A 23,558-nucleotide genomic window follows, 5' to 3' on the forward strand; every position below is an offset into this window, starting at 1 on the left:
ACACATTGCTAAATTTATTTAAAAAATTATTTGTTTCTAATTTCAACAAGCCATATCTTTGTTACGAACTTTTTATTTTAAAAATCAATTAACATTAACGCTTATGGTAAGAAAAATTGTACTATCGTTAATTGCTGTTCTGGGAATCTGCGCAGCGGGTTTCGCTCAGAACAAGCAGGTATCCGGTACAGTTGCGGGAGCCGACGGCAAGCCCATTGCGGGTGCGACCGTGCTGCTCGAAGGCACCCAGGTCGGCACGACCACCGGAGCGGACGGTAAATTCGTCATCTCGGCGCCTGAGGACGGCACCCTGGTGATCTCGTTCATCGGATACGAGGCGCAGCAGGTGCCCATTGCAGGCAAAACATCGGTTCGCGTCACGCTGACCGAGGATACGCACGCCATCGACGACGTGATCGTCGTGGCGTTCGGTACGACGAAAAAGGAGGCCTTTACCGGTTCGGCCACGGTCATCAAGAGCGAGGAGATCGCCAAGACGCAGACCGGCAATGCGGCGCAGTCGCTGGCGGGCCGCGTGGCCGGCGTGCAGCTGGCCAACAATTCGGGTCAGCCCGGCTCGAAGCCCGTGATCCACATCCGCGGCATCAGCTCCATCTCGGCCAAGACCGAACCGCTCTACGTGGTGGACGGCATGCCCTACGAGGGCGATCTGGCCAACATCAACCCGTCGGACATCGAGTCGATGACCGTTTTGAAGGACGCCACCTCGAACGCCCTGTACGGCGCCCGCGGCGCCAACGGCGTGGTGATGATCACCACCAAGAAAGGCAAGGTGGGCGAGGCGGTCATCAACATCGACGCCAAGTGGGGCGTCAATTCGCGCGCGCTGAAGCAGTACGACTACATCGACGACCCGGCCCAGTTCTACGAGACGCACTACAACGCCCTCTACAACTACGCCTACCTGGGGCAGCACAAGTCGGCTGCCGACTCCCACCTGTGGGCCAACCAGAACCTGATCGCCGGTTCGTACGGTCTGGGCTACCAGGTATACACCGTGCCCGAGGGGCAGTATTTCATCGGCACCGACGGCAAGGTCAACCCCAACGCCACGCTGGGCCGCAAGGTGAGCTACAAGGGGCAGGACTACTACCTTACGCCCGACGACTGGAACGACGAGGCTTTCCGCTCGTCGCTGCGCCAGGAGTACAACGTGAGCATCTCGGGTTCGTCCGAGCGGGGATCGTTCTACGCCTCGCTGGGCTACCTGGACGACAACGGTATCGTCAACAACTCCGACTTTACCCGCTACACGGCCCGTCTGAGGGCCGACTACCAGGCCAAAAAGTGGCTGAAAGTGGGCGGTAACATGGGCTACTCGCATTTCGTCCACAACTCGCTCACGGACGAGGGCGTCGAAGCCTCGTCGGGCAACCTCTTCGCATTCACCAGCCGCATCGGCCCGATCTACCCGGTCTACATCCGCGACGGGGAGGGCAACGTGCTGATCGACGAGCGCGGCTACAAGCGCTACGACTACGGTATGGGCGACAACGCCGGGCTGGCGCGTCCGGTGCTGTCGAGCGCCAACCCCATCTCGGCCAACATGCTCGACAAGCGGCAGGGGATCGGCAACGCTTTCAGCGGCAACGGCTTCGCCGAGTTCAAGCTCTACGAGGGGCTGACAGTAACGATCAACGGTGCGGCCAGCCTCGACGAGACGCGCTGGAACATGGTGACCAACCCTTTCTACGGGCAGTACGCCTCGTCGAAAGGCGTGGTGACGATCGACCACCTGAGCGAGTTCTCGTACAACCTCCAGCAGCTGATCAACTACACCAAGACGTTCAACGACAAGCACTCGATCGAGCTGATGGCCGGACACGAGTATTTCAACTACCGCACCTCCGAGACCTACGCCTCGAAGAGCAACATGTTTTCGCCCGACAATACGGAGCTCGGCGGCGCCGTCACCGAGGGCAACTCGACCTCCGTTAAAACGGAGTACAACACCGAGGGTTATTTCTTCCGCGGACAGTATGATTTCGACAAGCGCATCTACGTCAGCGGCTCCTACCGCCGCGACGCCTCGTCGCGCTTCCACCCCGATCACCGCTGGGGTAACTTCTGGTCGCTGGGCGCCGCGTGGCTCATCAGCCACGAGAGCTGGTTCAACGCGTCGTGGGTCGACATGCTCAAGCTGAAAGTTTCGTACGGTTCGCAGGGCAACGACGGCATCGGCGCCTACCGCTATACCGACCTCTACGACATCAAGCCCTCGGACGGCAACGTCTCGGTGCTCTTCAAGTCGAAAGGCAATCCCGACATCACGTGGGAGACCAACGGCAGCCTCAATGCGGGCGTCGATTTCGAGTTGTTCGACGGCCGCCTGGGCGGTACGGTGGACTATTTCTACCGCAAGACCACGGACATGCTCTTCAAGCGTCCGGTGGCCCTGTCGATCGGCTACAACGAGTACGTCGATAACATCGGCGACATGGTCAACAAGGGTCTCGAACTGGATCTGCACGGCACGCCCGTCCAGCTGAAGAATTTCCGCTGGGACGTAAACGTCAACATGACGCACATGAAGAACCGCGTCAAGAAGCTCCCGCCCGAGAAGAACGGCGGCTTCCAGAGCGGCAACTACTGGATCGGCGAGGGCGACCCGCTCAATACGTGGTACATGTACAAGTTTGCCGGTGTCGACGAGCAGGGCCAGTCGATGTGGTACAAGGACGACGGCCAGGGCGGCATGACCACCACCACGGCCTACTCCGAGGCCTCCTACTACAAGTGCGGCGCGGCCGATCCCGACCTGTTCGGCGGCTTCGGCACCAATTTCTCATTCTTCGGCGTGGACGTGGGCATCAATTTCACCTACCAGGTGGGCGGGCTGGTCTACGACTCGGGCTACGCCATGTCCATGGCCTCGCCCCGGTCGGGTCAGACGGGTTCGAACGTCCACCGGGATATTCTCAAGGCCTGGTCGCCGACCAACACCGCCTCGAACATCCCGCGCTACCAGCTGGGCGACCAGTATTCGGCCAGCATGTCGGACCGCTTCCTGACGGACGGCAGCTACCTCAATATCCAGAACATCAATGTCGGGTATACGCTTCCGCAGAAATGGACCCGCAAGTTCCTGGTCGAAAAGCTCCGCGTCTACCTCTCGTGCGAGAACGTATGGTACTGGTCCAAGCGGCAGGGGCTCGATCCCCGGCAGACCTATACGGGCGAGACCAGTGCGGAAAAGTACTCTCCCGTGCGCACCATCTCGGGCGGTATCAACATTCAGTTCTAACCGGTCAAACCTGTTAAAGAAATGCACAATATGAAAAAATATATCATCATCTTCTGCGTCGCCCTGATCGCCGCGCTCACACTCGGGAGCTGCATCAAGGAGACATTCCCCGAGGACGATACGGCGACCTCGGGACAGGTCGGCGGTTCGGAGAGCGGCCTGCAGGCTATGGTCTCGTCGCTCAACGCCCAGATGACCGTCTTCAACACGCTCGATTTCGCCGTCAACGAGGAGTCGCATTGGGATTTCGGCTACCCGGCCATCCTGATGATGCGCGACCTGATGTCGAACGACATGGCCACCTATACCTCGGCCTACCACCAGTTCGTCAATTTCGAGACCAACCAGAACCTGAGCGGCGACTATGCGGCTTCGCGCTTCATGTGGACTTTCTATTACAAACTGGTCTACCTGGCCAACTCGATTCTTGCGATCAAGTCCGAGGGCGAATTCGCAGGCATCGCCCACACCTACCGTGCGCTGGCTTACCTCGACATGGTGCGCATGTACGATTTCAAGACCAACAACTACACCTCGGGCAAGACCGACGTGGCCGTGCCCATCATCCTCGAGACCACGACCGAGGCCCAGGCGGGCAACAATCCGCGCGCCGCGACCAGTGCCGTCTACGATCTGATCGAACAAGACCTGATCGCCGCCGAGAAAGAGCTGGCCGCTTATTCGCGTCCGGCGAAGAATACGCCCGACGTGACGGTGGTGCAGGGGCTCCTGGCCCGCTTCTACCTCGAAAAGGGCGGCCGCTTCAACGACAAGGAGGCTTACGGAAAGGCTGCTGAGTATGCGCGCAAGGTGATCGCCGGCGGGAAATACCATCCGCTCACCGAGGCCGAGTGGACCAGCCAGGCGACCGGCTTCAACAGCAGCACCTCGCAGTCGTCGTGGATGTGGAGTGTCAACATCACCAAGGAGGACCGTGTCGTGTCGACGGGTATCTGCAATTTCGTGTCGATGATGTCTTCGGAGTGCTCGTTCGGCTATGCGCTGGCGGCCGGCAAGGAGAGCCCCCAGAAATGCGTGGACCGGAAATTCTACGAGTCGATCCCCGCGACCGATTTCCGCAAGGGTTCGTGGATGGCACCCGATTACGGCAACGCCTCGGCGGCCCTGCTGGGCGAGGAGTGGGCGCGCGAAAACCTCAACCCCTACACGCAGATCAAGTTCCGTCCGAGGCAGGGTGAGACCGAGGATTTCAACATCGCCGCCGCGGTCGACGTGCCGCTGATGCGCATCGAGGAGATGTACCTGATCGAAGCCGAAGCCGCCGGACTGGCCGGCACGGGCAACGGACAGTCGCTCCTGGAGACATTCGTGAAGACCTATCGCGATCCCGCCTACACCTACGATTCCTCGAAGAGCCTTTCGGAGAACGTTTTGCAGCAGAAACGCATCGAGTTCTGGGGCGAGGGCATCGTCTTCTTCGACTACAAGCGCCTCGACAAGGGCCTCGAGCGCGGCTATGCCGGCACGAACCACTACGACGCCACGCGCTTCAACACCGACGGCATCGCCCCCTGGTTCAACTTCTGCATCAATATCCGGGAGATGAATTCCAATTCCGGCATCACGGCGGCGGACAACAACCCCGATCCGACGGGCAAGGTGACCCCGTGGGAGGAGTAAAAGTCAATCACAAATCGTAAAGTCAGAGATTATGAAAAATACCATCTATCTTGCTGCGGCCCTGGTGACGGTTCTGCTGGCTACCGGCTGCTCCGAGGAGGAGAACTATGCGGGCGGAGACAGCGCGTCGCCCGTGGTAACCGTCTACGACGACAGCTCGGCCAAGACCTACCAGGTCGGTTTCCGCGCCGTACCCAACACGCGGGTGGAGACGGTCTGGATTCTGAGCGACCCGACCCCCTACCGCGATACATTCATCTCGAAGAACGGCGAGGCCGCCTACCTCGAGCGCGTGCGCACCGAGGGCGAGAAATACGAGGGCCGCGCGGCCATCGACTACCTGGCCAATCCCGACAACAGCGACGGCACGGAGCCCGCGGACGACCTGATCGGCTATGTCTCGACCACGGTGCTGGCCCAGGGGGCCGGCCGACAGACGGTCCAGGTCATCGACAAGGAGTGTTTCGACACCTCGCTCTCGCTACTGTCTCTGTTGCGCGGCAGCTACGGCGACTGGTCGCCCGTCGGGGCGTTCGACATCACCGAGACCAGCCTCAACAAGGAGGGACAGACGGGCAGCGGGATGCTGCTCAACATTCCCAATACCGACCTCTTTGTCATTCCGGCGCTTTGGTTCTTTGCCTGGGATATGGATTTCGATTTTCAGGAGAGCGGCAACCTCATCGTGCGTCTCGATCCCGATTCGGGCGAACCGCGGGGCGTGGTCTCCTCGACGGTCATGTCGGGATTCGACGACCAGAAGCACGGCGAGATCGGCTTCGCGTACGACCCCTCGCTGCCGGGCTGCTCTTTCGAGCGCAGTGCGGACGGCACCTACACCCTGAAGGGTTACGTGCTCTGGGGCGAAGAACTCGCTCTGGAGGGTCCCGAGGGTGAGGAGGCTCCCGTCGCCATGACGATCTCTTTCAAGGAGGGCAATTAGCGCAGTGTCTAATGTAAAAAAGCATGATTATGAAAAACATACTCACCAAAATCTTTCTTCTCATGGGTGTCGCTGCACTCTTCGCGGCCTGCACCGACGACGAGGAGTACAAGTGGGCCGATCGGGAGAAAGGGCTCAAGCTCTATTTCTCCGAATCGGCACCCGCGACCTACGAGCTGGAGGAGAACCAGTCGAGCCTCTCGTTCTGGCTCTACCGCAACAACACCCAAGGGGCGCTGACGGTCGATGTCGAAGCCGCTTGCATGACCGAGGGGGCCCAGAATCTCTTTACCGTGCCGACCCAGGCCGTCTTCGCCGACGGCGAAGAGAAAGCCCGTCTGCGCGTGCTGTTCAAGTTCAGCCAGATCGAGACCGAAAAGGAGTACGCATTCGAGGCTGCGGTCAAGGCGCCCGAAAACTACTCGGTCTACGGCGCTTCGAAACTCGCTTTCACGACGGTCTTCTACCCCGAATGGGACGATGCGGGAGAGGGCAGGCTCACGATCGGAGCGTACAGTGCTCTCTTCGGTCTGCCCGATACGGCGACCGTGCCGTTGCAGCGCAAACCCGGTTCGAATTTCTACCGCATTCCGCGATTTGCGGCCTATATGATGGAAGAAAATGCCGAAGCCGTCATCGCCGACGGATACGGCGGGGACGAGGAGGCGTTCAACAAGGACCTCGAAGAGGCCTACAAGAACAGCGAGCACCTTGTCTTCCAGTTCAACGACGAAAACAAGAACGACGGGGCTGCCGACTGGAATTTCTACGGCATGGCCGCCGGAGCGCAGGAAGAGGGCTCGTTCCTTTACGGCGGACAGGTCGTGGATTTCCTGACCGGGGGAACTTGCGTTTTTGCGACGGCCAATTTTCAGCCCGGGTATAGCGGCCATTGCAGCTTCGACAGCAATTCTACGGTGGATCATAACTATTACATGACTACTCTTTTCTCCTTTCAAGGCGGTCTTTACGGTCCTTTCGGCATGATTTTCAACTGGACGAAAAACGCATTTGTGGATGACTCGGAGTGGGTAATCGCCACCGACTACAATGCCGATTTCTCCTACGAAGATATAAGCGAGGCCACTTTCACCTCCAAAGGCTTTCCTGCCATTGCAGGCGCGGACGTGAAAGTGCAAATGTCCTACGACAAGGAGGGGCTCTTCTACATCCCCGATGCATTCGGACAGGCGGGTTACGGCCTGGCGTTCTTCGTGAACGACGGCAAGGTGACCGTTCCCGCCGACCAGCCTACGGGTATCCTCCAGCAGGGCATGATGGTTCTGGCGGGTCCCGGTTCGGGCACGTCGAAAGTCGAGAACGGCGTATACGATCTGAGCGTGGAGTATTACATGCTCGAGGTTACCCAGACCCCGAATACCCCGACGGACAATCCGGACGACGATCCGGGTTCGGGCGAAGAGATCGACAAGAGTGTTCCGGACCCCGACGATCCCGCATTCGTATGGCCATCGGGCAAGGTGGGCGAGGGCGAGCGCTTCGAAAAAGTGACCACCCCCGCACCGGAACCCGCACCGGAGCCCGAACCCGGCTTTACGACCTCGACGCGCCGCATTTCGCTGGGCTCGTTCGCCGAGCAGGTATCCGCGACTCCCACGATTTCGATCGACGATTTCTGCGGTGAATACGCAATGGAAGCCGTTAATTTCGGATATATCATGCTGGGTGAAGATGCAGCCTATTATCCCGGCGTGAAAGAGCAGATCGGCCCGCAGGACGTCTCGATCGAGCGTGGTGCCGCTGAGAGCGAGGTGGTCATCACGGGTCTTTTCTCGGGCGCCGCGAACGGCGATTTCTTCTTCGATGGCGCCTCCTACAAGGGCAAGGACAAGCTCACGGGCATCTTCAACGAGGTGGGCGGCTACGTGCTGATCTACCCGCAGACGCTCGCCCAGAAGATCGTCTTCCCCTCGACAGGCGCGGGCAAACCCGACCGCGAGTTCGCCCTGTCGTTCGCAACGATGGACCTCGATGCAGGTGTTCCGGCCGAAAATACGCCGCTCAAAATCATCGTCACCGAAGCTGGGCTCAATCTGCTGCCGGCCAGCGATGAGACCCCGAGTGTTGCGGGCTACGCATTCTACTCTTCGTACGACAGTTCGACACCCGTCAACTACGATATTCCGGCCAATATCAGTCTGACGAGAAAATAGCCGCTTTTATCCGATTAATTTGCAGTCCCGCCCTCTGTGGCGGGACTTTTTTGTGGTCGGCGTATGGGATATACCCCGTTCCGGGACGGGGAAAAACGGAAAAATTCGCTGGTGAATTTGCAAAATCGAAAATTTTCAGTACCTTTGCACCACGATAATACGAAAAGACCCGATTCTTGCCGTCATTATTCGCGGATGGTGCCATAGCTCAGTTGGTAGAGCAAAGGACTGAAAATCCTTGTGTCCCCGGTTCGATTCCTGGTGGTACCACTTGAAAGATAGCGATTTGCAATTTTGCAAATCGCTATCTTTCTGTATCTCGAGGCGGTTTCCGTTCGATTCCGGGCTCCGGTTTAAACCGGGTGTTAAACCATTCGGTCATCCCGTCCATTTATCGTCTCGTCGATCGAACTGGCGAGTGCTATTTTTCTGTCCATTCGAGTCAGCGGACGCTTCCTTTCGCCTTTTCGCGTCGGCGGGTCGGAGCCGAAGCCGAGGTAGACCCCGACCCCGACCCCGATCTTGACCGAGAAGCGGAAGAACCCGCAACCGATTTCGGCTTGGTTCTCGAAACCGAACCCGCAGTCGACCCCGGCTTTGATCCAGCCCCGGCCCCCTGCTTCAAGCCAGACCCCGCAATTGACCCCGCAACTGACCCCGCAATAGACCTCGCAGCCGTAGCCGGTGTCGGAGCCGCACCCGGTGCAGTTCCCGAAGGCCGCGAGAGCGATGCGACCTTGCGCCAGCCGCTCTTGATGTTTTTCTCCAGCGCCCGGGCGAGCAGTTCGCGGATCTGCTCCCGGCTGTCGGAGACATTCACCTGCCGCTGGAGCGGCTCCTGTCGCTGGGACGAGAAATTCATCACATAGAGCACGTAGGCCGCGTACTCACCTGTCTGCTCTTTGTTGGTCTTCCAGATCATGTATTTCTGAAGCATCGTTTTTTCGCCCACCGTCTTCCGGTATACCTCCCTGAAAAGCAGCGTGCTTCGCGGCAGTTCGGTCGGCGGAGGCGGCTCGATGGCGGCTGGCTGCCAGTCGATCCGCGTGAACCGTTCGATCTGCGTCAGCCGCACGTCCCCTGCGTCGGCCCGTTTGTCCGTGCGGATGCGCACGAACACCGGAGCGAGGAATTTCACGCCCTCGACCGTCCCGGCGATGCGGTAGCCGCCGTCGCGGATCTCGAGCAGCGTATTCATCTTGGGCCCCGCTTCGGTTTCGTACAACAGGTCGCCGACCGTCAGTTCGATCACCGTATCGGGCCGCACCATCCGGAATGCCACCAGGTTGGCGTCGGTTTCGATAAATTCCGAGGACAAGACGTGGCGCGACAGGCGGTCGAAGAGCAGTTCGCGGACCTCCTCGACCATCCCGCTGCCCACACGGCCGATCACCTGGTAGCGCCCCTCGGCGGGCATCAGGGCCAGGAGCAGCGACCGCACCTGCCCTTTCTCGGCTCCCGTGCCCTCCGAAAATCCGACGACCACGGCATCGATTGCGTGGCGGGGTTTGATCTTGTAAACTACCGGCAGGTCGCCCCGTACGACAAGCCCCTCTGCGTGTTCGCGCGCGACCCATTTTTCGTAGATGGCAAGCACCTCGGCGGCCGAGCCTGCAACCTGCATCTCCACCTCACGGACCCGTTCCCCGCTGCCGAAAACCGCGTGCAGTTTCTCCCAGGCCGCTCCGTAGCCGCCCCGCCAGGGGCGCCCGTCCAGCTGCACCAAGTCGAAGACCGCCAGGTGCAGCGTTCCGATGCGCTTCTTGTCGGCCAGCGCCGCCAGCAGGTCGTTGAGCCGCCCGCGCCGGCCGCCGCCCTTGTCGACGTAAATCTCCGCTCCGAGCATCGCCCGGCGAATGCCCGCGGCGTCGAGCAGCCGCCCGGCCTCCTCGATCGAGGGAATGCCCCGCCGCACGCGGCCCGAGCGGTTGACCGTCACGGTCACGCCGCCGTCATGGATGATGAACGCATACTCGCCGTCGTATTTGCGGGTGACGTAAAAGCGGTCTCCGGCCAGGCGGCTTGCGATCTGCCGGGCATCGATGGGGATGAAATGCTTGAGAAAATCCCGCTTGTAGGAGAGCGCCTCGGCCGACGACTCCGCGTCGATGCTGTCGGCCTTGCCCTCCTCGTAGCCGTGGACCGGGCGCAGTTTGTCTTCGTAGAGGATCATGCGCAAAGGGGTTATTTTCCGCTCAGCCCGCCGGTTATGCCGTAGATTTCGCCCGTGATGTAGCTGGCTTCGTCCGAAGCCAGAAAGACATAGATACCGGCCATTTCGGCGGGCTGTGCGGCCCGGTTGAGGGGCGTATCGACGCCGTGGCGTGGGATGTCCTCGTCGGGGTTTCCGCCCGATACCTCGAGCGGCGTCCAGGTCGGACCCGGACATACGCTGTTCACGCGCACGCCTTTCTCAAGCAGGTATTTCGACAGTGCCACGCCGAATGCCGTCACGGCCGATTTCGAAGCCGCATAGTCCAGCAGCAGCTTGTTGGGCGTATAGTATTCGGCCGAGGCCGTGATGACGATCGAGGCGCCCGACGGAAGCAGCGGCACGGCGGCCTGCGCCATGAAGAGCGGGGCGTAGACGTTCACGCGGAACGTGCGCTCCACCTGCTCTTCGGTGATCTCGGTGATGTCGGTTGCGGCCTGCTGCACGCCTGCGTTCAGCACCAGAATATCCAGCCCGCCCAGCGCCCGGTGCGCCTCTTCGACGATCCGGCGGCAGGTCTGCGCTTCGCGCAAGTCTCCCGGCAGCATCGTCAGCTCCTTGCCCTCGTCGCGGAGCAGCGAGGCCAGTGAGTCGGCGTCCGGCTGCTCCTCGGTAAGGTAGTTGATGGCTACTTGGGCGCCCTCGCGGGCGAATGCGATGGCCACGGCGCGCCCGATTCCCGAATCGCCGCCCGTGATGAGGGCCTTGCGGCCCGCGAGTCGCCCGTGCCCCTGGTAGCTCTTCTCCCCGCAGTCCGGAACGGGTTTCATGCGGGACTGGAGGCCCGGCGCCTCCTGTTTTTGCATCGGGAACTCCCCGCTGTGGTATTTCTGGCCGGGATGAATCAAAGTATCATTCTGTGTCATAATAAAGTTTTTTTAAATTTTACAATCCTTTCAGCTCGATGTCCGTCAGGTGGAGGATCAGACAGTACCTCTCCCTTTCGATGCGGCCTTCGAGCAATCCGCGGTAGGGCTGGCCTCCGCGGCTGAGCAAGAGCGGGTCGGTGCCCTTGCGGCCCGCGCCGATCATCACCATCGCATCCGCGCGCGCCAGTTGACGGGCCATGTCGTAGAGCAGGTCGAACGTCGCGCCGTTGACGTGCCGCAGCTGGTAGTTGCGCGAAAAGACGAAGCGCCGCAGCGCCTCCTCGCGCGGGTACATGCGTCCGGTCCACCGCAGGGGAATGGGCTGGTTGACGTTCCCCGGCACCTTGGTCAGGTCGCGCCGTTCGCGCTCCGAGCCGTCGGGGTTGCGGACCACCTGTACCAGATTCACGTGGTAGGCGATGGCGTATTCCCGGTCCACGAAGAGGCGCCGCGTGCGGCGCAGCTTGCGCCCCGTGACCTCCATGTCCACGTCGGGGTCCTCCTCCTCGAGGGCACGGAGCAACTCCGCGGAGGTGTACTGTTCCCGCAGCGCACGCTCCCTTTCGCCCGTGGTCTTGACGAGCCGCACGCCGAGGGGCTCTTCGCCCGAGGGCAGCACGCGGCGCAGGGTGCTCGCCTCCGCCCGGGCGTCGAAAGCCACCTGCGCGTCGCGTTTGCGGTCGTTGGATATGTGGATGGCGCGTATCATCCGAACATGGCAAAATCCACCGCTTCGTCCTCGTCGTCCGGCTCCTCGTCGATGAATCCCGGCTCCTCGTAGCCGACCATGTCGAATTGCAGCCGCCGGCCGAGCAGCAGAAACAGCCCCTCCCCGGTGGCGAGCACGAATGCCGGCGTGCCCTCGCACTCGGCCGTGTAGCAGTAGCGGAAAGTGTAGATGTCGCCGCCGACCCGTCGGACCAGCTCGTCGGGCGCATCCGAGAGCAGGTAGAAATCCGTGATGTCGTGGTCGAGCAGTTCGGTGGCCGTCACCCGCTTGTCGAGCGCGATGTCGGTGTCGAAACTCGACGGCAGCAGCTCGGCCGGATGCCCCTCCGCGGTGACGGTTTTCAGCTCGCTGCGCTCGACCCAGCGACCGTCGGGCGAGAGCAGCCCCACGGCCGTGCCGCCGCGCGGAATGATGAGCCGCCCCGTTTCGTCGGCCGAGACCACCTCGCACGGCTCCCCGTCATCGTCCGTGGCTTCGATCTCGGTCCAGCCGTAGAGTTTGCGGCGGTCGATCTTCAGGGGCGATGCCTGGAATTTCCTGCGTTCGATCACAAATGTCAGTTCCCGGGGCATGTGCGTTGGACCGGATGGTACCGGACAGTCCGAAACATGCAAAAAACAGTCCAATCCGCTCCGCTCCGGAGCCCTCTTTTTGTGGAGGCGGATGCCGCCGGGATGTGCGTTCTTTCGCAAAAAATCCTATCTTTGCGTGCAAATCGACACACGAATCATGGCAGACGACTATCTGGGCAAAAAAATGGCGGACTACCGCACCCGGCAGGAGGCTTCGGCGCGCAAACCCGCTGCGACGCTGGAGCGCCTGCTGCTGCGCAACCGCAGCTACCGCGGCTACGACCCGAGCTACACGGTGCGCGAGGACCAGCTCCGCCGCATCATCGCGGTCAACACCCGCATCCCCTCGGCCCGCAACCGGCAGGCGCTGCGCTTCCGGCCCGTGCTGAGCGACGAGGCGCCGAAATTGCTGGCGGCGATCCGGCTGGGCGGGGCCCTGCCCGAGCTGCATCTGCCGTTGCCGGGCACCGAGCCCAATGCGTTCATCATCGTCTGCTCGACGCTCCCCGAGGACCGCTGGATCGATATGGACGTGGGCATATCGGCCCAGAGCATGCTGCTCCAGGCGGTCGAGATCGGGCTGAACGGTATCTGCATCGGGGCTTTCGACCGCGAGCGGGTGCGGCGGGAGTTCGCGCTCGAGTGGGAGCCGCTGCTCGTCGTGGCCATCGGCCGGGGCGCCGAGCGGATCGTCCTGACGGAGATCGGCGCCGGGGACGACCGCGCCTACTACCGCCGCGACGGTGTCCACTACGTCCCCAAAATCCGGCTCGAAGAGCTGATTGTCAAGTAGCTATTTCTCCCGGAAATCGAACCGCAGCTGCACGCACTCCGTGCAGGCTTCCGGCGTATTGCCCACCGTGAGGCCGATCAGGCGGATCTTGCGGCCCCCGAAATCGACCCCTGCCAGCAGCTCCTCCGAGACGCTGCGCAATATCTCGGCCGTATCCACCGCCGCCGGCAGCGTCTTCGAGCGCGTAATTTGGCGGAAATCGGCGAACTTGAGTTTCAGGACCACGGTTTTGCCCCGGAATTCGTGCCGTATCAAGCGGCTCCACACCTCCTCGCGCACGGCGGCCAGTTCCCTAATGAGCCGCTCCCGGTCGTCTGTGTCCTCCTCGAAAGTCGTCTCGGCGCCGAGCGACTTGCGGACCCGGTCGGGCGTCACCTCCCGCTCGTCCACGCCGCGTGCATAGCCGTAGTAGCTGTGCCCGGCCTTGCCGAAATGGCGCACCAGCTCCGTCTCGTCCCATGCTCTCAGATCGGCGCCCGTGCGTATTCCCAGTTGGTGCATCTTGCGGGCCGTCACCTCGCCGATGCCGAAGAAGCGCTCGACGGGCAGTGCGGCGACGAACTCCCCGATCCGCTCGGGCGGGATGGTGTAGAGCCCGTCGGGTTTGCGATAGTCCGAGGCGATCTTGGCCAGCATCTTGTTGACCGAGACGCCGGCCGAAGCCGTCAGTCGGGTCTCGGCCGCGATGCGGGCCTTGATCTCCCGGGCGACGAGCGTGGCCGACCGCACATGCGTGACGTCGAGAAAGGCCTCGTCGAGCGAGAGGGGTTCGACCCGGTCGGTGTAGTCGCCGAAGATGGTGCGAATCTGCTGCGAGACGGCCTTGTAAACCTCGAAGCGCGGCTCGACGAAGAGCAAATCGGGGCAGCGCCTCCGGGCCACGGCCGACGAGAGGGCCGAATGCACGCCGTAGGGGCGGGCTTCGTAGCTGGCCGTAGCCACTACGCCCCGCGGCCCGTCGTGCCCCACGGCGACGGGCCGTCCGCGCAGCTCGGGCCGGTCGCGCTGCTCCACCGAGGCGTAGAACGCATCCATGTCGATATGTATGATCTTGCGTTGCGGCATGACGTGTTGCGGGCAAATTGCATTCCGAGCCCGTTATCACCGCAAAGGTAATACGCTTTCGCGCCGACCGCATCAACTGTTTTCAGTTGTTTCTACATTTTCAACTGTTATGAGTTGTACTATGCCCGAAAAAAATAGTATATTTGCGGCAGTCCAAGCGTATCGAACATGAAAGGAGTCATCACGGGAGACATCGTACGATCCACGGCCGTGGGTCCCGCGCTGCGGACCCGGCTGCTGGAGGCCGTCCGCAAGACGGCGCAAGAACTGGAGATGCTGAGCGACCTGAAGATCGAACTGTATCGGGGCGACAGTTTCCAGATTTTGGTCGACGATCCCGTGCAGGCGCTGCGGATCGCCGTGCTGCTGCGTGCCGGGCTGCGATGCAACACCCCCGACCGGGAAAAGAGCAGGTGGGATGCACGCCTTGCGGTGGGTGTCGGCGAGATCGAATACGCTTCTGGAGAGGTGGCCACCTCCGACGGCCCGGCTTTCCGCAACTCCGGCCGGGAGTTCGACGAGCTGGGCAAAAAAAGGCTGGCCGTCCGCACGCCGTGGCCGGAGGTCAACGACGAGTTGCGCGTGAGCACGGCCTTTGCCGACGACGTAATCTCGGGCTGGACGCCTCGCCAGTCCCCGGCCCTCTACCTCTCGCTCCTGCATCCGATGAACCAGCGCGAGATCGCGGCGGTCCTCAGCCAGTCGGGGCAAAATGTCAGTAAACTGCTGGGCGCGGGCCGCGAGCCGCTCATCCGCCTCTACCTGGAACGTTACGAACTGCTCGTCTCCCGTAAAATCGCGCCATGATGGCACTCCACCTTGCCGTTCTCATCCGCCTGCTTTTCGCCCACCTCTTCGCTGATTTCATCCTCCAGACCGATGGGATGGAGTGCGGCAAGCGGGGCCTCGACCGGCAGGGCAATCCCGTCGGGCGTGCTACACGCATGGGCTGCCAGCTGCTCCACAGCCTCATCCATGCGGCGCTGGCCTATGTGTTGGTGGGGGAGTGGCGCGCCTGGGGCATTCCGGTGGTGATTTTCGCCAGCCACCTGCTGATCGACGGCCTGAAATCGACTCTCCGCAAGCCGGGCGTCACGGCCTTTCTCGCCGACCAGCTGCTCCACCTGGCGGTTATCGTCCTCGTGTGGCTGTTTCTGATCGGCTCCGACGCCTCCGTCTGCCGGCTCTTGCTCCAAGAGTGGGGCTCGTCCTACCGCTTCTGGGCCGTCGCGGCCGCCTATCTGCTCGTACTCAAACCCGCTTCGGTGCTGCTCACGCTCTTCATCGGCAAGTGGGTGCCTGCCGACGAGGCCGACAAGGGACTGCCCGAGGCCGGGAAATGGATCGGCTATCTCGAGCGCGTGCTCATTCTGACATTCATCCTGACCGACAACATCGCGGGCGTGGGCTTTCTGCTGGCCGCTAAATCGATCTTCCGCTTCGGCGAGTTGAAAGAGGCCAAGCAGATCCGGATCACCGAGTACGTGCTCATCGGCACGCTGGCCAGCTTCGCCGTAGCCTCGCTGGTCGGGATGCTGCTGGTGCAGGTGTTGTAGGGATCAGAGCTCTTTCTCGAACGCCAGCCGCTCGCCGCTTTCGTAGCGGACCTTTCCGCACGGAACGAATCCCAGCCGTTCGAGCAGCCGCAGCATGGAGCGGTTGTCGGTATGGGTGTCGATGCGAAATCCGCACAGACCTTTCGCCCGTGCCTCCTCTTCGACCTGTCGCAGAAACGCGCTGCCCACGCCTCGGCCCGTGTACCCGTCGGCCACGGCCAGCCGGTGCACCGCCACGTAGGGCCCGCGAGTGAGCCATTGGCCCTCCAGCCGTTCGTAGGCCGGCTCGCCGTCGTAAATCACGGCCCCGTAAGCGATCACGCCTTTCTCTCCGATGCACACGACCTGCCCGGCGCCCCGCACCGTGTCGGCTGCGATGTGTTCGGCCGCGGGGTAGCCGTCCTGCCATTGCGGGCTTCCGGCCGCCCGCATCCGGGCCTGCGCCTGCCGGATGATTGCGAGGATGGCGGGCTCGTCGCGGGACATCGCCGTGCGGAACCGAAACAGTTGCTCTTCCATGCGTGCGAAATTACGAAAAAAATCGGTTGTTGCGCCGCCGCTGCCGCCTCAGCAGCAGGGCCAGCAGCAGCGACTCGACGGCCTCGGCGGCGGGTACGGCCAGCCAGATACCCGCGACGCCCAGCAGCCGGGGCATTAGGAGAAAGCCGGCGATCATCAGCACGATCCCGCGCAGCACGGTCAGCGCCGTGGCCAGCCGCCCCTGCTCGATGCTCTGGTAGTAGCCGATGGTGGCGACATTGATACCGAAGAAGGGATACCCCGCCGCAAAGTAGGGCAGTCCCGCGACGGCCAGCGCATAGGCCGGCGCCTCGGGCGGCAAAAAGAGCCCGACCAGCCCCCGTCCCCAGAGCCACGTGAAGCCGAAGACCGCCACGCCGCACAGCGCAGCGGCACGGAGCGAGAGCGTAAAGGCCCGGTGTGCGCGCAGGGGTTCGCCGGCGCCGTAGTTGTAGCTGATGATGGGCTGGGCCGACTGCACGATGCCGTTGTAGACCATGAAGATGATCGGAAAGACATAACAGGCGATGCTGTACGCCGCCACGCCGTCCTTGCCCACGTAGCGGATGAACGTGAAATTGCCCACGACCATCAGCGCCGAGATCGCGCCCTCGCTCAAGAGGGCCGGAAACCCCACGTAGGACATGTAGCCCAGGTTGCGCAGCGTGAGCCGCGCGCTGCGCCGGCTGATTTTCAGCGGCACGAACCGCAGCGTCCGGCTTCGGCGGAACATGTACCGCAGCATGGCGGCCGAACCGACGATATAGCCGATGCCCGTCGCCACGGCGGCGCCCGTCAGCCCCCATCCGAAGACGAAGATGAAGAGGTAGTCGAGCCCGATATTGAGCAGTGCGGCGGCGATGTTGCAGCTCATGGCGAAGCGGGGCGCACCGTCGAGCCGCACGATGAACATCAGGATATTGAAGAGCGCCAGCGGTGCGAGAAAGATCGTGAACCAGGTGAGGTACTCCCCGGCCTGGGCTGTCAGTTCGGTCGGCGTGCCCAGGAGCCGCAGCACCGGGCCGCGCAGGAGGATGACCGCGGCGCTCACAAGGAGGATGAGCAGGGTCGGCACGAAGGCCGCCTGCGTCACGTTGATCTGCGCCGTGCGGCGTTTTCCCTGCGCCAGGGCGATCGACGCCACGACCGAACCGCCCATGCCGAACATGAGCCCCAGCCCGGTGCCGAGCGTGAAGAGCGGCGCCACGAGGTTCACGGCCGCCAGTGCGTCGCTGCCGATGCCCTGCCCGACGAAGATGCCGTCGGTGATGATGAACACCGCCGAGAAGACCATCCCCAGCACCGTCGGCAGCAGAAAGCGCCTGAAGAGCTTGCCCACGGCCGCTCCCCGCAAATCGATTTCGTCCCGTTTCATACTTTCATTTTCGAACTCCGAGCTTTGCCCGGGAGCGATCCCGAGCCTGGTCGAGGATCGCAAGTCGATTGATCCCGACTCCCTTGCGAGCAAGTACGTTCTCGATTCCCGAGCCATTCGAGGGGTCGCAGTTCATTTCAATTATTTCGGGTGCAAAAATAGGGCTTTTCCGGAGAACGAAAATTGACATATGATAATTTCGTACGCGGCCGCAGGGCGTTTCGCGACGTTATTTGATCTCCGCGCGGATGCGGCTCAGCGTCTGCGGGGTGATGAAGAGCCACGAAGCCAGGTCCTTGAGCGGCACTCGCCGGAGCAGCTGCGGGTATTCGTCGAGCAGCCGCTCGTATTGCCGGCCCTTGTCCATCCAGCAGTAGTCGGCGAAATAGTCCTCGTGCGACCGCAGCGTGCGTTCGACCGTTCGGCGCGCCCAGTTCGCCAGCTCGGCCTCCGCGGCGAAGAGGGCTTCGAGCCTTTCGCGGGGGAAGCGCACCAGCGTCGTCGGCTCCAGCGTTTCGATCGTGTAGCGGGCCGACTTTTCACTCCCGAATCCCGCTGCCGCCGCCTCGCCCTCGAAAGCGAATTGCAGAATCACGCATTTCGCTTCGCGCAATACATAGGTGCGCACGGCGCCCGCTTCGACGAACCAGACCCACGGGTTGCGCTCGCCCTCGCGCACGACCTCCGCGCGGGCGGGATACTCCCTGCGCTGGGCCTGCTGCATTAGAAGGTCCGCGCTGCGGGGCGACAGCGCGTGGTCGGCGACGAGTCTTTCTCTGAAATCCATGGGGCAAAGATAGCCATTTTTGCAGACTGTCCGGTCAACTTGTCATCCCGGCATGACGGATTTTGTGTCAAAAGATGACAATTTTTCATTTTCTGTCCGCTGGCACAGGATTTGACCGTTCGATATATGAAGCCGCTCCGCTGCTGGGCGGTCAGACGGGAAAACGTTAAACCAATATAAAACAAGGAGGACAAAATTATGACACCTGCAAGACGCAATCAGAACTGGCTGCCGGGCATTTTCAACGACCTGCTGGGCTCCGAATGGCTCGAACACCGCAACAGCACGGCCCCGGCCGTCAACATCCTCGAGGACGAAACGTGCTACAAGGTCGAGGTGGCCGCTCCGGGCATGACCCGCGACGATTTCAAGGTCCACATCAACGAGGACAACGAGCTGATCATCTCGATGGAGAAGAAAAAGGAGGACAAGGAGGAGAACCCCGAGAAAAAGGGCACCTACCTGCGCCGCGAATTCTCCTACACGCAGTTCCAGCAGAGCCTTTTGCTGCCCGACAACGTCGAGCGCGACAAGATCTCGGCCCGGGTCGAGAACGGCGTGATGACTATCGAAATTCCCAAGAAGCAGATCGACCAGACGGCCACCGCCGCCCGCCAGATCGAGATCGAGTAATTCTTGTTGATCCGCATGCGCACGAGCTCTCCCCGCCGGGAGGGCTCGTTTTTTCGATTCCGGGAGGCTGTCCGGTTCGAAGGTGAAAGGACACTGTCCGAAAAAACCGCAGCGGGAAAGCGACGCGAACCTCCCTGCGTTCGGTCGGCGTGCCTCACAGCAGCGTGACGGGCGGTTTGCGGCGTGCGAAATTGCGCGCCAGGGCGGCGGCGAAAGGCGTGGGGTAGGTCCGGGCGCCGAACGGACACCCCTTGACGCAGGCGTTGCAGCGGATGCAGCGCGCCGGGTCGGTGTGCAGGAACTCGCCGTTCGGAATGGCTTCGACCGGACAGAGCGCCGCGCAGCGGCCGCACCGGGTGCAGCGCTCGGCATCCCCCGCAGGCACGAGCACGGTCGGGTTCCGCTTCTGCCGGCGCCGCAGCCGCACGACGAACGCCGCGAAGCGCAGCATCGGCCACAGCGGCGTGCGGGGCGTGCGGAGCCGCGATGCATCGACCGCTGCGACCCTGCCCGCGGCGATTTTCCGCTGTACGGCGGTCCCGAACGCATCGGCCGCGGCGAGGTCCTCCGCATCGGGCCGCCCGGCAGCGATGGGCGTCGTCTCGGAGCTGTACGAGTGTTCACCGACGAAAGCCGCTGCCGCCACGGGCACGAAACCCCGCCCGGCCGCGAACCGGGCCAGCTGGGCGACGGCGCCGTCGAAAGCCCGGTTGCCGTAGACGGCCACGACGACTGCGGGCGTATTGTTCCCGCGCAGGGCTTCGAGCCGCTCCAGCGCCACGGGTGCGATCCGTCCGCCGTAGACCGGGGCGGCCAGCACCACCGGCGTGTCGGGTCCCAATGCGGGCGGCGCCACTGCGGCGTGCGTCGCATCGAGCGAGTTGAAAGCGCGGTCGCCCGCCAGGCCGCGGGCCACGGCTTCGGCGATTCTCTTCGAGGTCCCCGTCGGCGAGAACCAGGCGGCGTAAACGGTTGTCGGTTCCATCTTTCCAGCGATTTTTGTTGGTCAAAGATACCTTTTTTCCCGGATAATCGGTATATTTACGGCAAACAACCTAAAAATCGGAAAAATGAGAACACCCTTTCTGGCCTGCGCGGCCCTGCTGCTGGCATCTTGCGGCGGCGCAGCCTCCCCGACAGCAGCCGACAAGGCCTCCGAAAAGCGCACCGGGATCCGCTTCTCGGAGCGCATCGAACTGGTGAAGCCCGACACGACGGCCGGCCTGAGCATCAACCGGGCGTTGCAGAACCGCCGTTCGTGGCGCGAGTACTCCCCCGAGCAGCTCTCGCTCGAAGAGCTTTCGGGCGTGCTGTGGGCTGCCGCAGGCATCAACCGCCCGGCCGACGACCACCTCACTGCGCCCTCCGCGCTGGCGCTCTATCCATTGCGCGTCTATGCGTTCTTCGCCGAGGGCATCTACCGCTACGACGCCCGCTCGCAGGCACTCGAGCGGGTCGCCGGGGGCGACCACCGGGCCGTGGCGGGTGCCCAGCCGTTCGTGGCGACGGCACCCCTGAACCTGGTCTATGTGGCCGACCTCGAGGTCTACGAGAGGCGCAGCATGCCCGCCGAACAGGCCCGCTACCTGGCCGGGCAGGACGCCGCGGGCTATGCCGAGAACGTCAACCTCTACACGGCCGGCCACGGCCTGCGCTCGATCACCCGCGGCAGCGCTTCGCCCGAACTGCTCGGGACGCTGGGCCTCGACCCCGAGCGCTATTTCTTCGCCCTGGCGCAGAGCGTCGGCAAATAGAATGGATAAGAGCGGCCCCGACGAGGGTCGCTCAGTTCGCCACGGGGTTAACTTTTTGTTTCTTGCCGCCATGCCGCCGTCGCTCCTCCATCGGGGCGATGTAGAAACCCCGTTTGGGGGTCCACTCCACGCAGAACAGCTTCTCGGGATCGGGGTAGCCCTCCTTGCACAGCTCCCTGCACAGCCAGCGTTTCGTCTTGCCGCTGCGTTCGAGCGCCCCGTCCATGATTTTGCCGTTGTTGACCAGCAGGTAGGATTCGGGCGGCTCGTTGCGTCGCGTGACCGTGATGCGGCCGTTGGTCTCGAAACGCACGTCGTCCACGTCGAACATCGAGAAGATGCCGTTCTCGCGCAGCAGGGTCCGGAACTGCTCCATCTCGAGCCCGTTGCGGCGGAATTCACCGAGCACCAGTTTCCTGTCGCGCACGATCATCACCGTGTCGCCCCGGATGGCGCGGCGAATGTGGTGGAAGCGCATCAGGTAGCGCAACGCGACGTTCACCGCGGTCCACACGGCGAATGCGAACACGAGGTACCACACGGGGGTCTGGGGGCTGTAAATCAGCCCGCCGACCAGGGCGCCCAGCACGAACGAGTTGACCGAATCGAGCGGGGTGAGCTGCGCCATCTGGGTCTTGCCCGAGATGCGCAGGAAGAGGATGATGCAGACGATGCCGACCAGCAGTTTTAGTGCGATGGAGAGGTACATGGCGGTTGCGGATTTTTATGGTGCAACCTGCAAATACCGGGCAAATCAGCGTTTTTCGCAGAGATAGCGCCACAGCGGCGCGACCATCAGCGCCTGCCGCACGGCGTTCGCGCGCAGCAGGTCGAGCACCTCCTCCTCCGTGAAGAGGTGTACGCGAATGTCCTCCGTCGTGTCGAGGTGCTGCGCGCCGAGCAGCTTGACCCCCTCGGCCACGAAGCAGTGCGTGAGGTTGTTCTGCGTGGCGGGGTTGGCCGAAAGCACCGTCAGCTCCCGCCACGCGCCGCCGCCGTAGCCGGTCTCCTCCCGCAGTTCGCGCCGCGCGGCTTCGAGGGGCGAGGCGTCCGACGGTTCGATCACGCCGGCCGGAATTTCGTACGAGGTCTCGCCCAGCCCGTGGCGGTACTGGTCGATGAAGACCATCTTTCCCTCGCGCGTCGTGGCGATCACGTTCACCCAGTCGGGGTATTCGAAGACGTAGTAGTCGGGCACGAGCTGCCCGTCGGGTCCCTCCAGGCTGTCGTGGCGCACGGTGAACCACGGTTTGCGGGCGAGGTATTCGCTCCGGAGGACTTTCCAGCCGCGTTTTTCGGGATTTTTCATGGCCTTGGTTTTTATCGCTGCAAAAATAGCGAAAAAACGTTACCTTTGTCTGACGAAGCAAAATTACCGACCATGATTTCCAAACCCGAACGCGAGCGGATCATCCGTCTCATCAACCGCGAGGTCGTCCCTGCCATCGGATGCACCGAACCCATCGCCGTGGCGCTCTGTACGGCGCGTGCCGCGGAGCTGCTGGGCCAGCGGCCCGAAAGGATCGACGTCAGCCTGAGCGCCAACATCCTCAAAAACGCCATGGGCGTCGGCATTCCCGGCACGGGGATGATCGGGCTTCCGATCGCCGTGGCGCTCGGCGCGCTCATCGGCCGCTCGGAGTACCGGTTGGAGGTGCTGCGCGACGTGACGCCCGAGGCCGTGGAGGAGGGGCGCCGCTACATCGACCAGAAACGCATCGCCATCGGCCTGAGAGAGGGGATCGACGAGAAGCTCTACATCGAGGTCGCGGCCGAAGCGGCGGGACACCGCGCCGTGGCGGTCATCGCCGGCGGCCATACGTCGTTCGTCTTGCTCGAGCGCGACGGCGAGGTGCTGTTGGACAAACGCACGCCCGTCGCCGGGGCCGAAGACGAAGAGGAGGTGCCGCTGACGCTCGCCCGGGTCTGGGAGTTCGCCCTCGAGACGCCGCTGGACGAGTTGCGCTTCATACTGGAGACCCGCCGGCTGAACAAGGCCGCCGCCGAGCAGTCGTTCGAAGGACGGTACGGCCACTGCGTCGGCCGCACGCTCCGCTGCGACCGTGAGCGCAACGTCATCGGCGACAGCGTTTTCACCCGCATTCTTTCGTATACTTCCGCCGCCTGCGACGCCCGCATGGCCGGGGCCATGATCCCCGTGATGAGCAACTCGGGCAGCGGCAACCAGGGCATCGCCGCCACGCTTCCGGTGGTGGTCTATGCCGAGCAGACCGGCGCCTCGGAGGAGCGGACCATCCGCGCGCTGACGCTGAGCCACCTGACGGTGATCTACATCAAGCAGAGCCTGGGCCGCCTCTCGGCCCTCTGCGGCTGTGTGGTGGCCGCCACGGGCTCCAGCTGCGGCATCACCTACCTGATGGGGGGCGGCTACCGCGAGGTCGCCGCCGCGGTCAAGAACATGATCGCCAACCTGACGGGCATGATTTGTGATGGAGCCAAACCCAGCTGCTCGATGAAGCTCACCAGCGGCGTCTCGACGGCCGTGCTTTCGGCCATGATGGCCATGGACGGCCGCTGCGTTACCCCGGTCGAGGGGATCATCGAGGAGGACGTGGACAAGTGCATCCGCAACCTGACGGCCATCGGCCGCGACGGCATGAACGAGACCGACCGGCTGGTGCTGCGGATCATGACGCAAAAATCGTAAAA

General features: G+C 62.7%; 21 protein-coding genes and 1 tRNA gene. 11 read left to right on the top strand and 11 right to left on the bottom strand.

The window, feature by feature from the left end:
* Window positions 1–103 precede the first annotated feature (103 nt).
* The 5 genes from ACMQ11_RS08920 to ACMQ11_RS08940 all read left to right on the top strand — a co-directional run bounded on the left by ACMQ11_RS08920 (window position 104) and on the right by ACMQ11_RS08940 (window position 8,293).
* Window positions 104–3,265 (top strand): SusC/RagA family TonB-linked outer membrane protein, encoded by a 3,162-nt coding sequence (locus ACMQ11_RS08920; protein ID WP_418992418.1) that lies wholly within the window; start codon window positions 104–106, stop codon window positions 3,263–3,265.
* A gap of 30 nt (window positions 3,266–3,295) precedes the next feature.
* Entirely contained in the window at window positions 3,296–4,906 is a 1,611-nt protein-coding gene (locus ACMQ11_RS08925) for a RagB/SusD family nutrient uptake outer membrane protein (RefSeq protein ID WP_418992419.1), read from the top strand.
* Window positions 4,907–4,937: 31 nt separating this feature from the next.
* Window positions 4,938–5,849, top strand: a complete 912-nt coding sequence (locus ACMQ11_RS08930; protein ID WP_418992420.1) for a hypothetical protein — start codon at window positions 4,938–4,940, stop codon at window positions 5,847–5,849.
* 29 nt (window positions 5,850–5,878) lie between these two features.
* The gene (locus tag ACMQ11_RS08935; RefSeq protein ID WP_418992421.1) at window positions 5,879–8,023 is read left to right on the top strand and encodes a hypothetical protein; all 2,145 of its coding nucleotides are present in this window, start codon (window positions 5,879–5,881) and stop codon (window positions 8,021–8,023) included.
* A gap of 197 nt (window positions 8,024–8,220) precedes the next feature.
* Window positions 8,221–8,293 (top strand) — tRNA-Phe (locus ACMQ11_RS08940).
* 172 nt (window positions 8,294–8,465) lie between these two features.
* Here the strand turns inward: ACMQ11_RS08940 and ACMQ11_RS08945 are convergent.
* The 4 genes from ACMQ11_RS08945 to ACMQ11_RS08960 are packed head-to-tail and all read right to left on the bottom strand — an operon-like array spanning window position 8,466 to window position 12,406.
* Window positions 8,466–10,196 (bottom strand): hypothetical protein, encoded by a 1,731-nt coding sequence (locus tag ACMQ11_RS08945; protein ID WP_418992422.1) that lies wholly within the window; start codon window positions 10,194–10,196, stop codon window positions 8,466–8,468.
* Between the two features lie 11 nt (window positions 10,197–10,207).
* Window positions 10,208–11,101, bottom strand: coding sequence for an SDR family oxidoreductase (locus ACMQ11_RS08950; RefSeq protein ID WP_418992423.1), 894 nt, complete (start codon window positions 11,099–11,101; stop codon window positions 10,208–10,210).
* Between the two features lie 19 nt (window positions 11,102–11,120).
* Window positions 11,121–11,813, bottom strand: coding sequence for a hypothetical protein (locus tag ACMQ11_RS08955; RefSeq protein WP_418992424.1), 693 nt, complete (start codon window positions 11,811–11,813; stop codon window positions 11,121–11,123).
* Window positions 11,810–12,406 (bottom strand): hypothetical protein, encoded by a 597-nt coding sequence (locus ACMQ11_RS08960; protein WP_418992425.1) that lies wholly within the window; start codon window positions 12,404–12,406, stop codon window positions 11,810–11,812. The genes ACMQ11_RS08955 and ACMQ11_RS08960 overlap by 4 nt, the downstream gene beginning before the upstream one ends.
* A 157-nt stretch (window positions 12,407–12,563) precedes the next feature.
* Between ACMQ11_RS08960 and ACMQ11_RS08965 the strand changes: the two genes are divergently transcribed.
* On the top strand, window positions 12,564–13,199 hold the full coding sequence (locus tag ACMQ11_RS08965; RefSeq protein ID WP_418992426.1) for a nitroreductase family protein: 636 nt from the start codon (window positions 12,564–12,566) through the stop codon (window positions 13,197–13,199).
* On the opposite strand, the gene dinB is transcribed toward ACMQ11_RS08965, so the two are convergent.
* The gene (gene dinB / locus ACMQ11_RS08970) at window positions 13,200–14,264 is read right to left on the bottom strand and encodes a DNA polymerase IV (RefSeq protein ID WP_418992427.1); all 1,065 of its coding nucleotides are present in this window, start codon (window positions 14,262–14,264) and stop codon (window positions 13,200–13,202) included.
* A gap of 168 nt (window positions 14,265–14,432) precedes the next feature.
* Between dinB and ACMQ11_RS08975 the strand changes: the two genes are divergently transcribed.
* Both ACMQ11_RS08975 and ACMQ11_RS08980 read left to right on the top strand, forming a co-directional pair.
* The gene (locus tag ACMQ11_RS08975) at window positions 14,433–15,071 is read left to right on the top strand and encodes a hypothetical protein (protein WP_418992428.1); all 639 of its coding nucleotides are present in this window, start codon (window positions 14,433–14,435) and stop codon (window positions 15,069–15,071) included.
* Window positions 15,071–15,820: a DUF3307 domain-containing protein gene (locus tag ACMQ11_RS08980; RefSeq protein WP_418992429.1), complete on the top strand. Its 750-nt coding sequence runs from the start codon at window positions 15,071–15,073 to the stop codon at window positions 15,818–15,820. Before ACMQ11_RS08975 ends, ACMQ11_RS08980 begins: the two co-directional genes overlap by 1 nt.
* Window positions 15,821–15,823: 3 nt before the next feature.
* On the opposite strand, the gene ACMQ11_RS08985 is transcribed toward ACMQ11_RS08980, so the two are convergent.
* From ACMQ11_RS08985 to ACMQ11_RS08995, 3 genes are all read right to left on the bottom strand, one after another.
* Window positions 15,824–16,339 carry an N-acetyltransferase family protein gene (locus ACMQ11_RS08985; RefSeq protein ID WP_418992430.1) on the bottom strand — a complete coding sequence of 172 codons (516 nt, stop codon included), beginning with the start codon at window positions 16,337–16,339 and terminating at the stop codon, window positions 15,824–15,826.
* 10 nt (window positions 16,340–16,349) lie between these two features.
* Entirely contained in the window at window positions 16,350–17,714 is a 1,365-nt protein-coding gene (locus ACMQ11_RS08990; RefSeq protein ID WP_418992431.1) for an MATE family efflux transporter, read from the bottom strand.
* Window positions 17,715–17,943: 229 nt separating this feature from the next.
* Window positions 17,944–18,501 carry a Crp/Fnr family transcriptional regulator gene (locus ACMQ11_RS08995; RefSeq protein ID WP_418992432.1) on the bottom strand — a complete coding sequence of 186 codons (558 nt, stop codon included), beginning with the start codon at window positions 18,499–18,501 and terminating at the stop codon, window positions 17,944–17,946.
* Between the two features lie 198 nt (window positions 18,502–18,699).
* On the opposite strand from ACMQ11_RS08995, the gene ACMQ11_RS09000 reads away from it, so the two are divergent.
* Window positions 18,700–19,134, top strand: coding sequence for an Hsp20/alpha crystallin family protein (locus tag ACMQ11_RS09000; RefSeq protein ID WP_418992433.1), 435 nt, complete (start codon window positions 18,700–18,702; stop codon window positions 19,132–19,134).
* A gap of 154 nt (window positions 19,135–19,288) precedes the next feature.
* Here the strand turns inward: ACMQ11_RS09000 and ACMQ11_RS09005 are convergent, their stop codons facing one another.
* The gene (locus ACMQ11_RS09005) at window positions 19,289–20,119 is read right to left on the bottom strand and encodes a 4Fe-4S binding protein (protein WP_418992434.1); all 831 of its coding nucleotides are present in this window, start codon (window positions 20,117–20,119) and stop codon (window positions 19,289–19,291) included.
* A gap of 85 nt (window positions 20,120–20,204) precedes the next feature.
* On the opposite strand from ACMQ11_RS09005, the gene ACMQ11_RS09010 reads away from it, so the two are divergent.
* Complete coding sequence (locus ACMQ11_RS09010) at window positions 20,205–20,888, top strand: nitroreductase family protein (protein WP_418992435.1); 684 nt, start codon at window positions 20,205–20,207, stop codon at window positions 20,886–20,888.
* A gap of 31 nt (window positions 20,889–20,919) precedes the next feature.
* On the opposite strand, the gene ACMQ11_RS09015 is transcribed toward ACMQ11_RS09010, so the two are convergent.
* Both ACMQ11_RS09015 and ACMQ11_RS09020 read right to left on the bottom strand, forming a co-directional pair.
* Window positions 20,920–21,597, bottom strand: coding sequence for a DUF421 domain-containing protein (locus tag ACMQ11_RS09015; RefSeq protein WP_418992436.1), 678 nt, complete (start codon window positions 21,595–21,597; stop codon window positions 20,920–20,922).
* Between the two features lie 45 nt (window positions 21,598–21,642).
* On the bottom strand, window positions 21,643–22,197 hold the full coding sequence (locus ACMQ11_RS09020; RefSeq protein ID WP_418992437.1) for an NUDIX hydrolase: 555 nt from the start codon (window positions 22,195–22,197) through the stop codon (window positions 21,643–21,645).
* Window positions 22,198–22,269: 72 nt separating this feature from the next.
* Between ACMQ11_RS09020 and ACMQ11_RS09025 the strand changes: the two genes are divergently transcribed.
* The gene (locus tag ACMQ11_RS09025) at window positions 22,270–23,556 is read left to right on the top strand and encodes a serine dehydratase subunit alpha family protein (protein WP_418992438.1); all 1,287 of its coding nucleotides are present in this window, start codon (window positions 22,270–22,272) and stop codon (window positions 23,554–23,556) included.
* Window positions 23,557–23,558: the final 2 nt, after the last annotated feature.

It is taken from the genome of Alistipes sp., from assembly GCF_048465575.1.
GTDB lineage: Bacteria > Bacteroidota > Bacteroidia > Bacteroidales > Rikenellaceae > Alistipes.